Source organism: Paenibacillus sp. 2RAB27 (assembly GCF_052115445.1).
In the GTDB taxonomy this organism is placed as follows: Bacteria; Bacillota; Bacilli; order Paenibacillales; family NBRC-103111; genus Paenibacillus_E.
Genome location: NZ_JBFRGR010000035.1, coordinates 46,597 through 59,814, shown reverse-complemented (window position 1 = coordinate 59,814; position 13,218 = coordinate 46,597). Strand labels below are relative to the sequence as shown.

The 13,218-nt window shown below is 35.9% G+C and carries 18 protein-coding genes and 1 pseudogene; 17 read left to right on the top strand and 2 right to left on the bottom strand.

Features of this window, described 5'->3' with window-relative positions; translation table 11 throughout:
• Positions 1 to 211: pseudogene (locus AB4114_RS29900) on the bottom strand (IS3 family transposase); the annotation flags it as partial.
• Positions 212 to 213: 2 nt separating this feature from the next.
• A complete protein-coding gene (locus AB4114_RS29895) occupies positions 214 to 600 on the bottom strand; it encodes a hypothetical protein (RefSeq protein ID WP_441991673.1) in 387 nt (128 codons plus the stop codon).
• A 241-nt stretch (positions 601 to 841) separates the two neighbouring features.
• Here AB4114_RS29895 and AB4114_RS29890 point away from each other — a divergent pair, with 241 nt between their 5' ends.
• The 17 genes from AB4114_RS29890 to AB4114_RS29810 all read left to right on the top strand — a co-directional run bounded on the left by AB4114_RS29890 (position 842) and on the right by AB4114_RS29810 (position 13,066).
• Positions 842 to 1,327: a hypothetical protein gene (locus AB4114_RS29890; RefSeq protein WP_441991672.1), complete on the top strand. Its 486-nt coding sequence runs from the start codon at positions 842 to 844 to the stop codon at positions 1,325 to 1,327.
• A gap of 207 nt (positions 1,328 to 1,534) precedes the next feature.
• Positions 1,535 to 2,110 (top strand): hypothetical protein, encoded by a 576-nt coding sequence (locus tag AB4114_RS29885; protein ID WP_441991671.1) that lies wholly within the window; start codon positions 1,535 to 1,537, stop codon positions 2,108 to 2,110.
• Positions 2,111 to 2,144: 34 nt separating this feature from the next.
• Positions 2,145 to 2,891 (top strand): hypothetical protein, encoded by a 747-nt coding sequence (locus AB4114_RS29880; RefSeq protein ID WP_441991670.1) that lies wholly within the window; start codon positions 2,145 to 2,147, stop codon positions 2,889 to 2,891.
• Between the two features lie 89 nt (positions 2,892 to 2,980).
• Entirely contained in the window at positions 2,981 to 3,328 is a 348-nt protein-coding gene (locus tag AB4114_RS29875; protein ID WP_441991669.1) for a hypothetical protein, read from the top strand.
• Positions 3,329 to 3,392: 64 nt separating this feature from the next.
• Positions 3,393 to 3,794, top strand: coding sequence for a hypothetical protein (locus AB4114_RS29870; RefSeq protein WP_441991668.1), 402 nt, complete (start codon positions 3,393 to 3,395; stop codon positions 3,792 to 3,794).
• Between the two features lie 63 nt (positions 3,795 to 3,857).
• Positions 3,858 to 5,078, top strand: a complete 1,221-nt coding sequence (locus tag AB4114_RS29865) for an IS256 family transposase (protein WP_441991667.1) — start codon at positions 3,858 to 3,860, stop codon at positions 5,076 to 5,078.
• Positions 5,079 to 5,435: 357 nt separating this feature from the next.
• The gene (locus AB4114_RS29860; RefSeq protein ID WP_441991666.1) at positions 5,436 to 5,801 is read left to right on the top strand and encodes a cyclic-phosphate processing receiver domain-containing protein; all 366 of its coding nucleotides are present in this window, start codon (positions 5,436 to 5,438) and stop codon (positions 5,799 to 5,801) included.
• A gap of 83 nt (positions 5,802 to 5,884) precedes the next feature.
• On the top strand, positions 5,885 to 6,250 hold the full coding sequence (locus AB4114_RS29855; RefSeq protein ID WP_216855209.1) for a DUF6547 family protein: 366 nt from the start codon (positions 5,885 to 5,887) through the stop codon (positions 6,248 to 6,250).
• 1,290 nt (positions 6,251 to 7,540) lie between these two features.
• On the top strand, positions 7,541 to 7,972 hold the full coding sequence (locus AB4114_RS29850) for a hypothetical protein (RefSeq protein WP_441991665.1): 432 nt from the start codon (positions 7,541 to 7,543) through the stop codon (positions 7,970 to 7,972).
• A 498-nt stretch (positions 7,973 to 8,470) separates the two neighbouring features.
• A complete protein-coding gene (locus tag AB4114_RS29845; RefSeq protein WP_441991664.1) occupies positions 8,471 to 8,956 on the top strand; it encodes a hypothetical protein in 486 nt (161 codons plus the stop codon).
• A gap of 192 nt (positions 8,957 to 9,148) precedes the next feature.
• Positions 9,149 to 9,373: a hypothetical protein gene (locus tag AB4114_RS29840; protein WP_441991663.1), complete on the top strand. Its 225-nt coding sequence runs from the start codon at positions 9,149 to 9,151 to the stop codon at positions 9,371 to 9,373.
• Positions 9,374 to 9,850: 477 nt separating this feature from the next.
• A complete protein-coding gene (locus tag AB4114_RS29835) occupies positions 9,851 to 10,240 on the top strand; it encodes a hypothetical protein (RefSeq protein WP_441991662.1) in 390 nt (129 codons plus the stop codon).
• A gap of 91 nt (positions 10,241 to 10,331) precedes the next feature.
• Complete coding sequence (locus AB4114_RS29830; protein ID WP_441991661.1) at positions 10,332 to 10,793, top strand: GNAT family N-acetyltransferase; 462 nt, start codon at positions 10,332 to 10,334, stop codon at positions 10,791 to 10,793.
• Between the two features lie 603 nt (positions 10,794 to 11,396).
• Entirely contained in the window at positions 11,397 to 11,645 is a 249-nt protein-coding gene (locus AB4114_RS29825; RefSeq protein WP_441991660.1) for a DUF1871 family protein, read from the top strand.
• A gap of 40 nt (positions 11,646 to 11,685) precedes the next feature.
• Positions 11,686 to 12,096 carry an SMI1/KNR4 family protein gene (locus AB4114_RS29820; protein WP_441991659.1) on the top strand — a complete coding sequence of 137 codons (411 nt, stop codon included), beginning with the start codon at positions 11,686 to 11,688 and terminating at the stop codon, positions 12,094 to 12,096.
• Between the two features lie 44 nt (positions 12,097 to 12,140).
• Positions 12,141 to 12,674 (top strand): hypothetical protein, encoded by a 534-nt coding sequence (locus AB4114_RS29815; RefSeq protein ID WP_441991658.1) that lies wholly within the window; start codon positions 12,141 to 12,143, stop codon positions 12,672 to 12,674.
• A 71-nt stretch (positions 12,675 to 12,745) separates the two neighbouring features.
• Positions 12,746 to 13,066 carry a hypothetical protein gene (locus tag AB4114_RS29810; protein ID WP_441991657.1) on the top strand — a complete coding sequence of 107 codons (321 nt, stop codon included), beginning with the start codon at positions 12,746 to 12,748 and terminating at the stop codon, positions 13,064 to 13,066.
• The last annotated feature ends 152 nt before the right edge of the window (positions 13,067 to 13,218 follow it).

Here is a 13,218-nt window from a genome sequence, read left to right as displayed (position 1 = left end):
GTTTGAAATGATAAGCCTTTAAGATGATCTCTTTTACCTGTTCATCTTGTTGCTCCCGCTGGCTTCTCTTTTGCTGTGCCTCGAAAGTCCAGTACCTGTAGTATCCACTCTTGGAAACCTCGGCAACTTTACATAAATAGTTAACCATACGGTGGAGCTCATATTTCTTGATAATGGTATGGATGAGTACGTATCTTTGATCATGAGACAATGCTATCCTTTGTTCTCCCTCCTTTCTGCAAAACGGATCTTTTTTAACAGTTCGTTCTCCGCTTTTAATAAGTTGTTCTGAGCCTCCAACCTGGCATACTTCTCTTCCATCGTCAGTTCCCTTGTAAGAGGTCTACCAGACCCTTGGCTTCTCGTATCCTGCAAACCTAGAACACCGTTCTCCTGGTAACTCGCACGCCATCTCTTTCCTGAGGATCTGACTCTTTGTATCCCAATGACTGTCACGTCAAAACCACATTCTTCAAATATTTCTCTAGGCAACTTGCCTTTGCCGTTTTCTGTTATGAACAATTGTTTAAACGCATCAGTATCATAAGGATTGATAGATAGCGACTTGATTTCGTTATCTGTGAATATTTTCTTACTCATTTCATTTTCCCATTCCCATCTTTTCTGATATAAATAAAAGTACCCTATCGAGAGACTTTTTTAAAGTGTCTACTCGATAGGGTACAGTTTAGTCAGGAGTGGCTTTGTCTTTTATATACTGATGTATATTGGTGGTCAAACTGTACTTTGTGCTTAGATACATTACGGTGATCCGTACCATAGATGGCAGGTCAAGTGTGATTATTTTTTTATAATAGTTTGAAAAAGTGGGAGGGAAGAAATGACAGAGCTTGAACGAGATTTAGTAATCAAACTAATGAGCAGGAACATTTCGGAGGATGAATTTAGAAATGAGTTCTTTAGTGGTAAGCATCCTGAGCAAAAAATAATAAGATTATTAGAAAGAGCACTTGTGGAAAGAAACGCAGATGATGTTGAATTTACATTATTTGCAGGATTTGACCTATTCACAGAAAAATCAGTCCCTATCTTGTGCGAGTTGCTTGTGAGTGACTCGCACTCTCGACATGAGGACATCGCAAGAAGTCTACAAGATTTGAAATCTCCTGAAAGCATTGAAAGCTTGTATGCCGCTGCACTGCTAAAGTTAGATTATCTTGATTTTGATGAGAATTTTGCACTTGCAAGAAAATGTACATGGGCATTAAGTGCAATAAATACTATTGAATCTAGAAGGAAATTAGAGTTGCTTGCTCAATGTGACAATGAGATTATCAGAGGTTTTGCTAAAAAGAGACTTGAATAGAACGGGAACACGATACTTAAAATTCCAATCGTTAAGGCCAGATAAGTAAAGCAGGCGCCGTAGCGACCTGCTTTACTTATTGAGGCATCGGGCAGGTAATTGCAAAAATGCAGCCACAAATGCTTTCGAACCTATGTATAATATTGGAATAGAGTAGGAAAGAGCGTTATTTTTAGATTACTATTTATTAAAGGAGATAAGATGGTCATGAGTCAACTTGCTAGATTTAAAAGATCAATTAAAACAATTTATAAGCTAATCATTTCAAAACTTAAATCAAATTGGTCCCTTCGTGACTATCCAATTGAATACAGACAGCAAGAGATGTTAGATCTTACTGATACCAATCTTACTATGTACCCTTGGGAAGCAAGAATAATTAATTGGAATACAATGAATGGCGATGGATATACAAAAAAAGAAGCATTTTTAAAACTTAGAGAAAAATTTGAGAAATATAAGTCGGAAGGTCGGGAATTACCTAGACCAGGTCTTAAAATGAAATTGACATTTGCAAGTGCTGAAAAGATAGGAAGCTTTGATACTGCTGCTGTTCAATTTTTTAAAGTAATATTTGAAATTGATTATAACGGAATATTTATTTCTGACGAATCATCAATGTATGATTTCTGCTGGACTGACGATTCGCTTAATGAAAAACAGTTAAAAATTGCTGAAGCTTATGGAATTGATATAAAGGATATTGAAGGACTAAAAATTGTGGATATCTTGAGGCGTATCAAAGAGGCACAGGCTTCAAAAAGGTCTGTACATAACTTGTGAATACAATACTAATCAATTTTGCGAGGTGTTATTTTTGGAAGAAAAGAATTGGTTTATAAACGAGTTTAGAGAACTTGCAAAAATCCATTTTTCAACTAACGATTTTATTGATGTAGATTCAACTTTACTTTCAATAACATGGAAAGTGAATATGTGTAAATTTCATATTGAAGAATATCAAAAAATTATGAATAGAACCGCAAACAACAATGTACCTCCCATTGTTGATGCCGTTGGTAAAATACTTAAACGTTCAACGGATTTAGAAACGATGAAGGAATTTTGGGGAAGTATTTTTATTTCCGAATCTCACATCATTGCCTATGCTCAATCCCTGCATTCGCTTGCAGATATTTATGCCCATCTAATAGTTTGCGTTATGGATTTGAGATCAAAGTTTAAAAATCCCAAACATATTTCTTTACTATCAGTATACAAGGTAATTAGCAACCAAAATAATGCAAAAGTCATTGTTGAAAAAATTGAGCATCTTCAGCAATCTATGGAGTTTAAATATCTAAACGCTTTTGTAAATACTACCAAACATCGAAGTTTAGTACCGGTTAATTATTCAGTAAATTTTAATGAGGAAAATTTTGGGCTTAAATTTAAAGGATTCAAATATGATCAAAGTGAATTTCTATCTAAATGGGCTAATGAATTTACTGGGATCGAGTTTAAGAAGACATTGGGTATGTTTATTGAAATTGGTAATGAAATGAACGAATATCTAAAACGCTGTAGCGAATGGACAAATTTCAAAAGATTGGAACAACATTAAACTAACACAAAACTAACACAAAACTAAAGCTCAACATACATCAATAAATATGAAGTTTTCTGAAATACGGTGAGAGAGTTGATAAAATCATGAAGACAGTAGGAACGGTAAAGATATATTTCCTGACTGCCGAAGAAGGCGGGCAAAGTATAATTCCAGTTGGAAACTTCTCAATACYCATCATTTTTGAAGAAGATAGGGAGTTAATATATGGCTTATGGAGTGCAGTAATTGAATTTCACAAATCTCCAAATACTCAAAGAGATACAACTGCAGACTTGTATTTAGCTTTCCATGAGAAAGAAGAGTCACCGAATCATTTAATCAAACCTGGAATGAAATTTGAATTAACGACAAATAGAGTGATAGCCAGAGGGGTAATTGAATCATTAAAAATTAAGTCAGGTATTAGAAGATGTGGCGAGAAAATATTCTGAAACTCTGACATAACCAGTCTAATAAGATGGTACTATTTGTAATAGAAGTGTGAGGTGAATAAATATGAGGAATATCGCTAAAGACTCTCAATTTCTCAAAGAGAGAACTGAGATGATGCATTATTTTCAAGAAATGTTCCACAAACCAGAGGAAACTGAAATTATTAATTCACCATCGAAGAAATTCAAGCTGGTAGTCCATCACTATAATCATGAGGAAGGCATTACCAGGTACAATTACACTAAAGGGATAGTCACGGACAGTGACAACAATATTATTGACACTATCTATAGAAACCTTGACCCATTTTTATATAGTTGGGTGGAGGTAAATGGAACAGAATACCTATTGTGTGGACTTGATTATCAGGGGTATTCAGTTGTTGATTTATTGAATAGACAAACTAAACATTATATCCCCGAAGAAGCTTATAAAGGTCGTGGGTTCTGCTGGGCGAGTCTGTAAAATAGATTGTGTAAACTCCTAAACCTATTAAAATGGAAGTATAGGAAAGGTTGGGGAGAACACGTGGGATTATGGACAAAGCAGCAGCTCCGCGAATTTATCAAGGAGAATAAATTGGTAACGGCTCAAGATGCCCAAAACGCATTGAAGAATTTGTTTGCAGAGACGATTCAAGAAATGCTAGAAGCGGAAATGGACACACACTTGGGCTATCAAAAGCATGAAGTGGAGAACAAAACAACCACGAACAGCCGTAACGGAAAGAGCAAGAAGCGCGTAACCAGTGAGTATGGTGAGCAAGAAATTATTGTTCCTCGCGACCGACAAGGTGAGTTCGAGCCCTTAGTGGTCAAGAAACACCAGTCGAATGTAACGGGCATTGAGGACCAAATCATAGCCTTATATGCCAAGGGAGTCAGCACCAGAGACATTCAGGATCATCTCGAAAACATGTATGGGATTGAGGTCTCACCGACGCTTATTTCCAATGTAACGAACAAGATCATTCCGCTCATCAAGGAGTGGCAGAACCGCCCTTTACAAGGTGTTTACGCCGTTGTTTTCCTTGATGCGATTCACTTCAAAGTCAAGCAGGACGGGGCTATTGTGAACAAAGCAGCCTACATGGTGATCGGGATTGATCTCGACGGAAACAAGGATGTACTAGGCATGTGGATCGGTGAAAATGAGTCTGCAAAGTTCTGGTTAAGTGTCCTAAACGACCTGAAAAACCGTGGTGTGCAGGACATCTTAATTACCTGTGTAGACAATTTAACCGGCTTCACACAAGCCATCTCGGCCTGCTATCCAAAGACAGAGATCCAGAAATGCATCATCCACCAAATACGCAACTCAACCCGCTATGTTTCCTATAAGGATTTGAAGAAGGTAACGGCCGATCTTAAGCCCATTTACAAAGCTGCATCTGAAGAAATGGCTCTGGTTGAACTCGACCGATTCGAGGAAGCTTGGGGAACCAAGTACCCTCTCATCCTTCGTTCCTGGCGTAATAACTGGGATGAGTTGGCGACTTTCTTTAAATACCCGCCCGAAATCCGCAAACTCATTTACACGACTAATATTATTGAAAGCTACCATCGTCAGCTTCGGAAAGTAACCAAAGGAAAGAGCATCTTCCCCACGGACGAAGCTCTCTTAAAAATGCTCTATTTAGCCACGATGGACGTCACACGAAAGTGGACAGGCCGCGTCCAAAATTGGGGACAGATGCTGCTCCAGCTATCTGTTTTTTACCCAGACCGCATCGGTCAGCATCTGCGTTGAAAATTTTCTCCCCTCGGGGAGAAGGGTTTCTTTTTAATGAGTTTACACAAAAGATTTGACAGACCMTGCTGGGCTGAAATAATATACTTCCAGCAAAAAAATCTAATAGTGGTTGATGGGTGTTACTGGGCATGTCCTTATGAGCTTGTCTTCTACGATTTCTCTAGTCCGATGAGTGTTCCATACAAAGAATTATTTCGTGTTGAGGTAGATAGTATTAAAAATTGGGGTAACTGGAAAACGATCCATAAGATTAGTTATGTTGATGAGGAAAATAACGATAAGGAATTTGTTTTTTAGAACTATGCTAACGCATTGCGTTGCTCAAACGCGGTTAGATACAGAACTAGTCCAGAGGTGATTACAGTGAAGGTCAATCTTTATCTAGATGATTTAAGKGATTGCCCAGAGGGTTTTATTATCGCAAGAACAATTGAAGAAGCAATACAATGTTTTCAAGAGCATTCAATAGAACTATTATCACTTGATCATGACTTAGGCGAAGATGAGAATGGAAATGAATTACGTAATGGTTACGATTTCGTTAAATACTTTTGTGAGAATGGTTTAAGGGCTAGCAAAATTTACTTACATACAGATAATCCTGTAGGTCGAAAGAATATGTATGAAACATTGTTAGCAGCACAACGTAGAGGATTTATTGATGAGGATATTGAGATATACCATTATTCAATTACTGCAAACAAGTATTCAGGAGAATAATCATTGATTCCGCTAACGCAGAACGAACTTGTTCGATCGATCGACTCCAATAAAAAGCTCAGAATAGAGGGAATGAAATAACATTGGATAATAAGGAATTAGAATTCTACAAAACATTTATTGATGATTTAGTGGAGCTTCGTCCTGCTGTGTATTCACGTAGGATAATGGGAAACGGTTGGCCACGGACTGTTGAAAACGAAAGGATAAACAAGGTACTAGCTGAGTTATCGCTAGAACAAAAGGAGGTTTTTGCATTAATTGCACAATCTGCTCGCGATGGTGGAATTCATGATGTACTCGTTTATTTAACAAAGCAGATTAATCTAGCGGGTCTTGAAATCGCAAAGAATGGGATTAAGATGACAAAGGAACCCTTTGGTTCTGAAATGTATTTTGATTGGGTTTGCAGAAAAGAAGGCGATGCATGGCCGGATTCAAGTAAGTAAACCTCCCGGTTAAGCCGTTAAACGGTGAACTAGAAGTTAACAAAGAAAAGGATTGTATTAAATATGACAAGTCCAATTACTTTAATCATTGGGATTTTATTTGGATTGATCTTAATAATTTTCCCTAGCCAAATGTGGGAAATAAACAAATTTATGCTTAGGAAAAATAATCAAGGTGTCTCGCAATTCAAAAGTGAAAAACCAGATAAAATTGCAATACTAATAAATAGGACGGGTGGAGTTTTTATTATTGCTTTAATGAGTGTAATAAGATTGCTACAAATATGACTTTGCTTTTAACATGCGCACAGTTTCTTGAAGTAACGGATAACGAATGTAAAATAACATTCTGAGAAGGCAGCTGATCCAATTTGATCGGCTGCCTTCTCAAGTAACAGAGGATAGTTTAATTAACTGCACGAATTCATAAGATATAGGATACGAAATCAAAAAGAGAAGTAGGTGAGCATTATTTTAGAGAGAATGTATGCAAGAAACTTTATGGATTCATTATTTTACCTTTTTATATTTATTAGATCTGATCCAATGAATCCTGTACTTTATAATCTTTTACATAAGTATCAATACTGGTTACATAAAGACTTGGTAATTAATAATCGTTCCATAAATAAGTTAATAAATGAATTAAATTTAGTTGAAGACCACCAATATAAAGCAGCAATTATCTCTAAGCTTAAGAAAGTCAGAATATTTAACAGGACTAAAAATATTGAAAGGATTTATCAAAGTATTAGACCGATCAAGTACATAATAGAAAGTTTAATAAATGTAATTGATCGGAAAGAGACAGAAAAGATAAGGATTATGGCAAGTTCAGTACATAACTACCCATCGTTTATTTTGGGTAATTATTACTGTAATTCAATTGATTTCTGGAATGAGCACATTAGCTATTACAATAGAACTTTTCAAAGTGACTTTATGAACGAATGGAAGCATTTATTTCAAGAATATTATCCGAAGCACGAGAAATGAGTATTAATCTATCGGAACATGGAAGCTCAATAAAGCACAGTGTAGGCAGCTGACATCAAGCAGCTGCCTCTTCCCCGCTAAACCGAGGGACGGGGGAGAGTGTGGTAACAACCACCAACATCTTTGGAAAACTAGGCTAACATTTATGAATTTAAATTTGGTCGAAAGAAAACACAATGTGGACTGCCGCGCGAAGGCCAATGCCTATAAGCGGTTATATAACAGGTTTATTCACTCTATTCCATATTGTGGTAAAATACTATTAAAAGTGATGTGAAAATTGAGGTTAGATTAATGAAGATACAAAAACGAACAGCGAGATCAGCGTTGGCGTGGGTAGTTTTACTAAGTGCACTGTACTCAATAATTGGTGAAATACTCTTTCAAACATTTTACTACCACGATAAACTGTTAAATTACTTTGAATGGTGGGTTATATTACTCAGCGTTGCTTATACCACACCAGCAGTAATGTTATTTAGAAATCGATTTTGGTACTTTAGTGTTTTTATTCTCTTTTTTTACGTTGTGTTCTCTATTATTTTTTTGTTTGTTTTTGGTGCAATGTTTCCAATAACTGATGACAATCCAGCTGGTGGAATTCTGGGAATCATGATTCATGGTATAAACATTATTAGCTTTAGTTCTGGAACAATTCTTGGATTATTAATTAACATATCGATTCATTACTACATGAGGTTAAATTATGAAAACAATATCGGATAAATATAGAAAGCATATCATTATATAATTTGCTGCTAAGCAAACGACGGGTAATGGTACCATGACAACAGGACACCAGAATTGGGAGTGATACAAGTTGCACAACCTCGACGGTTTATTGGACTTGCTAATTGAACTAAGGAATTTGATAGACTCTCCAAATACTGATGTCACTTGGTCGCGTTTCGAAAACGTTGAGGATGTCCTAACGACCATAGATATGCTCGAACAGCGAATCAAACTTGGAGAAGATACAGCAATAAATGAACTAATAATCTTATTGGGTCCAACTGGATCATTCCAAGAAATATCAATCGATAGTGGTTGGGGTGAAAAATTTATTAAGTTAGCTACTCGGTTCGACGATCTTGTTGACTCCAAAAGTTTGAGCAAACGCAGTACGATAGTAGAATAGCAATCGCCACAGGGCTGCCGAAAAAATGCTGGTAGCCTCATTTCGTTAACAGGTAGATTAAAAAGTGTGTGTTTGGAGGAAGAAAGATGGGTAAAGACTTAGATTTGTTTGAGGAGGCATTAAAACTGATTATCGCTGGTGGGGAACTGCAAAAGGTAAAAGCGTCAGAACAGACGATTTCCTTTCTAGTTGAGTATCAGATTCCTAATGAAATAATTGATTTCTTCTATCGTTTTTCATTTGACCAGCATATTAGATTCAACCATGTGTCCTTTTATCAAGTCAATGAGATGCCTAGTGAAAATTTATATGAGGAAAATCAGCGGTGTATTGCTGAAAAGCTACTAATAATAGGCTGGGGTTTAAACGGAGATTTCATTGTATTGGATTTAGAAAAACTAAAAGTAGGGTATGTATTCCATGATGATTTATGGGAAGATAAGTCCGTTAATCCAAGAGACATTTTTATTAATCTTAATTGTTCAATTGGTGAGTTCTATTATAATGCGGTTACAGTTGAAGATTTCCCTGTCGATGGATACGAAGCAGAACAATATATAGAAAAAAACTGATCAATCCATTCTTTATTAATGGATAACGTTAGTGAAATAGCGGTTGCTTCGGGCAACAGTTTTTTGTTTTTCTCCGTTAAAGGAAGATTACGTTAAGGAAATACATGTCCAAAAGCATGGAACCTGCACTATTAAGGGTTTCGTATTAATTAATAATTTGGGGCTACGTTTAAGGCAGGAGATATAAAAATTATGGAAAAAGTTATTTTTTTAATTATATTTTTTTCTGCCTCAATTTTTTACGGTATTGTTGCAATAATTAACCCGTACTGGGCCTGGAAAAAGGGAATTGCAGCATCTAATAAGATTCGAGAACCTAATCAAGTAGACCTAATGATTACACGAATCATGGGTTTGGTATTAATATTAATATTGTTAGTAATTATTGTTTTTGTTGTAAGAGGTCAGTTGAATTAGTAGATATATATGGTATATCTGACAGCGAAGAAACGGGAGATAGTTAAATCGATTTCGGGAATAAATCTTAATCCAATGTTTTCTAAAGCTATTGGAACCTTAGGAGAACACCACATGAAGAAGTCAGTAACTATTTTCTTTATAGCCATGATTCCGTAGCGGATAATACAAAATCATTCMCTAATTTCTTTCCAGTTGGCATATTCACAACACGCGAATCAGCCTTAAAGCAAATTGAATCCATGCCCAGAGATAATAACTATCAACTGCTTCGGATGCCAATTAACAATGATTTTTCTTACTAGCATAAAAAGAACGGAAAGTTAATTGGGATGGATGCTATTCATCACGAACATTTTCATTTTAAAGATGAGTCTATTGAAGAGATTTAACTAGCGATTCTTATTACTCTAAACATAAGAACGAGAGCTTAAGAGACAAGAAATCTATAAATAATATTCAGGGGGTAACATACATTTGATATTTAAAGATGCACAACATGCATGGAATCCAAGTCAACAGGAAATCAGGGCGTGGGCTTATAGTAGTGAGAAAATTCCTGAACAGGACTGGGAGTTAGCGGTTAATAGCAATGATAACATTCCGATGATCTGTGAGCTGATTGAGGATGAAAAATGCAAACATCTCTCTTTTTTTCTGAGCAGCTTGTATGTTTTCACTGGAGATATTGTTAAAACAGGGAAAAAAGAAGCTGTAATGAATCTTGTTGTTCTCCTTGAAAGAGTGAAGAAAACAGCAAAATCACTTCGTTTAATTGACTGGATAGAACGTTCTGAACATTTAATAAACAATCCCACGGAATACGAATATAAATATTGGGGACTTGGCTCTAAATACGTTTATTGAGATGTCAATATACTTTGTTATTGTACTACTAACGGGCGAATGTTAGTTCAATTAAATAAATTGGTAATATATAAAATTAGGAGGCAATTGAATGGCAAATGTACGATTGGCTACCTTAGATGATGTCGATGAACTTGTTCAAATGCGTTGGGACTTCTCTGCAGAGGATTATGGGGTTAGTACGGTTAGTTTTGAGGAGTTTCACCAGATTTGTAGTGAGTTTTTGATCAAGGCGATTGAAAGCCGAGATTGGTACATTTGGGTTGCAGAATTTGAAAATAACATAGTTTCACATATGTATCTGCAATTGATAGATAAAGTACCAAGACCTGGTAAATCGCGAGACCCTTACTATGGTTATGTTACAAATGTCTATACTCGTCCCGCATTTAGAAGCCAAGGTATTGGAACAGAGATTCATATCGCTATGGAAAAATGGTCCAAAGACAATAAAGTTGAATTTCTTATTCTTTGGCCCAGCAGCAACAGTGTCCAGTTTTATTCAAGAAATGGCTTTGCTCACTGCGAAGAAGCGATGGAAAAACATTGGTGAGATGTCATGGCATTGAATCGAGGGACGGATAACTAGAGTACAACAAACAACAGGCTGCCGGCAATCGGCAGCCTGTTGAGGTAACTGGCAGAAGAACGTGGTGGAACATGTATTTTTTATCTCAATCTATTTATGGTACGGTTCACCGTAATGCATCCGATTGTTTCGTGTATCAGCTGTCTGATTACATATTTCAAATGATGGTAAATCAATTTTAAAATTTCAGAAATGCTAGGCGAAATTTATGACACATGGAGTTACAGTTAATTCGTTCTCCCTCTAAATAGTATACTATTTGACAATGGAAATAATAGTAGGAAAAGGGCTGTGTGGGCTTATGAACGGCTCTGAAAGGAGTGTGTAAGAAGCTTTGCGTGGGATTCAAACATGCCTTAGAAGGCTTTCTAGGAGTTCTGATGTTGTTGTGTAGGAGGGGGGCATCAAAATGAAGTTGTTTTAGTGGTGAAAGGGGTATAGCGCTTCCACCGCTCGACTATAAGTGGTATTTGAAGCGATGGGATAAAGACGTTCGTTCCAGTATATGGTATTATTGCTTAATGAAAGAATGAAAATATATGCTAATTAATTAAATAGGTGATAAATATGAGGGATATTGTAAGGAAGGTCATTCATGAATGGAATCCGTTTKGTCTTTTACCACATGCACCTGATKATGAATTTGATTCTGAAATCAAGAGGGTCACAGAATCTTTAGCAGATGCTAATACAGTCGAAGAATTAGCAAGCCGAATACAAGAGATATTTTCAATTAGTTTTGGTGAGCCATTTGGGTATGAAGAATGTTTTAAGAAAGCTAAGCAAATATGGAAATTGGTTCATAAACAAAACTAATATGAATCAATGCCACGATTTATGGTAGGAGGTAATCAGGATGGCTAAGGACATTGACTACTTGATTAAAGAGTTAAAATTTAATACTCCTACAAGCAAGGAGGTAATCGTTGAAACAGGTATTCAATTAGGTGTGAATTTTCCAAAGGATTACATTGATTTCATGATTCGTTTCAATGGTGGAGAAGGAATCATAGGAAACTCATATTTAGTTCTTTGGTCTAGTGAGGAATTAGTTGAAGATAATGAAGGCTACGCTGTTAAGGAATTTGCGGATGGTCTTGTACTGTTTGGTTCTGATGGTGGAGGGACTGCTTATGCTTTTGATTCGAGGTATGAAAATATGCCTATTGTAGAAGTACCTTTTATAGGTATGGACTTAGAAGAAATCAACAGATGCTCTGATACATTCATTGGTTTTCTTGAATATTTGTATGAACATAACTCATAACTAAATCAAAGAGTAAATTTGTTGAAAGTAGGGTCGGCATCATAATGATTTGGCGTGGCGTATTCAATTTAGCTTTGTTTTTACTTTTGCTTGGTTTATTTTGCTATCAGTATTTATTCGGAATGAAAGGCTTCCTATTTATCGCTCTATTGATATGCGTTACTTATATTTACCAAAAAATAAGAAGTAATAGTAAAGAGGAAAAGAATTTACCTTTAAATAAAAAGGTTCTATTTACTTATTCTTTCAAGAATAAATACCTTGGAAGTGCAATGTTTTTAGGATTCGGAGTTATTGTTATTTTAATCCCAACCACCTTTTTCTTGTCATCAGATGCTTATGATATTTCAAGAACAGCAATAATGCAAAATCAGATGGTTTTATCAAAGGTGGGGGAAATAAAAAAACTCAGTTCTTTACCTCGAGGTTATATAAATACAAAGGGAACGCCTGACAAAGCAGAATTTGTAATTAAGGTGACAGGCACTAATCAAGAAGTAAATGTAGATGTTTCACTATCTAGAAAAGATTCAAGTGGGAAATGGTCTGTTAATTCATTACAAGTAATAGAAAAGTAAAGCTATCGACTCATACAATTCTAATAAAACATGGATTTTATACATTGGAAGGAAGAAGTAATATCAAGCACATGACATTTGTGAACAAAACCTATGAGCAATTACAAAAACTTGTATCTCCACGATATAAACAAGTTATTCCTAAAGGGACAGATGTTGTATGTGGAGTTATCTTCGATGAAGAAGAAGTGGTACTTTCATCTGCTGTAAGAAAAGCCTTGAAAAAGGTAAACCTAAATCTAAATGATGAAGCAAAGAAACTTGCTATAGGTTATAATTTCACTTTTGAGTCTATCCAGCTATTACACGAGTATAACTTTGATGTTGTATCGTTAAGAGACTTCCCTTGGACGGACGAAAGATATAAAGCAATTAAAGGTAGCAACAGATGAAATAAAAAGAGAAGTTCTATCCAAAGAAACCACTCCATTGGAAGGAGTGGCTTTGTCTTTATATGCTGATATATATTGTGGTCAAAATGAACTTTGTGTTTAGATACTTTACGGTGAACCGTACCATAGATGACAGGTGAGGTCATTTCTTT

Coding starts and splice junctions, on each gene's coding strand:
- AB4114_RS29895 (WP_441991673.1), bottom strand. CDS start 600: ATGAGTAAGAAAATATTCACAGATAACGAAATCAAGTCGCTATCTATC.
- AB4114_RS29890 (WP_441991672.1), top strand. CDS start 842: ATGACAGAGCTTGAACGAGATTTAGTAATCAAACTAATGAGCAGGAAC.
- AB4114_RS29885 (WP_441991671.1), top strand. CDS start 1,535: ATGAGTCAACTTGCTAGATTTAAAAGATCAATTAAAACAATTTATAAG.
- AB4114_RS29870 (WP_441991668.1), top strand. CDS start 3,393: ATGAGGAATATCGCTAAAGACTCTCAATTTCTCAAAGAGAGAACTGAG.
- AB4114_RS29850 (WP_441991665.1), top strand. CDS start 7,541: ATGAAGATACAAAAACGAACAGCGAGATCAGCGTTGGCGTGGGTAGTT.
- AB4114_RS29845 (WP_441991664.1), top strand. CDS start 8,471: ATGGGTAAAGACTTAGATTTGTTTGAGGAGGCATTAAAACTGATTATC.
- AB4114_RS29840 (WP_441991663.1), top strand. CDS start 9,149: ATGGAAAAAGTTATTTTTTTAATTATATTTTTTTCTGCCTCAATTTTT.
- AB4114_RS29830 (WP_441991661.1), top strand. CDS start 10,332: ATGGCAAATGTACGATTGGCTACCTTAGATGATGTCGATGAACTTGTT.
- AB4114_RS29820 (WP_441991659.1), top strand. CDS start 11,686: ATGGCTAAGGACATTGACTACTTGATTAAAGAGTTAAAATTTAATACT.
- AB4114_RS29815 (WP_441991658.1), top strand. CDS start 12,141: ATGATTTGGCGTGGCGTATTCAATTTAGCTTTGTTTTTACTTTTGCTT.
- AB4114_RS29810 (WP_441991657.1), top strand. CDS start 12,746: ATGACATTTGTGAACAAAACCTATGAGCAATTACAAAAACTTGTATCT.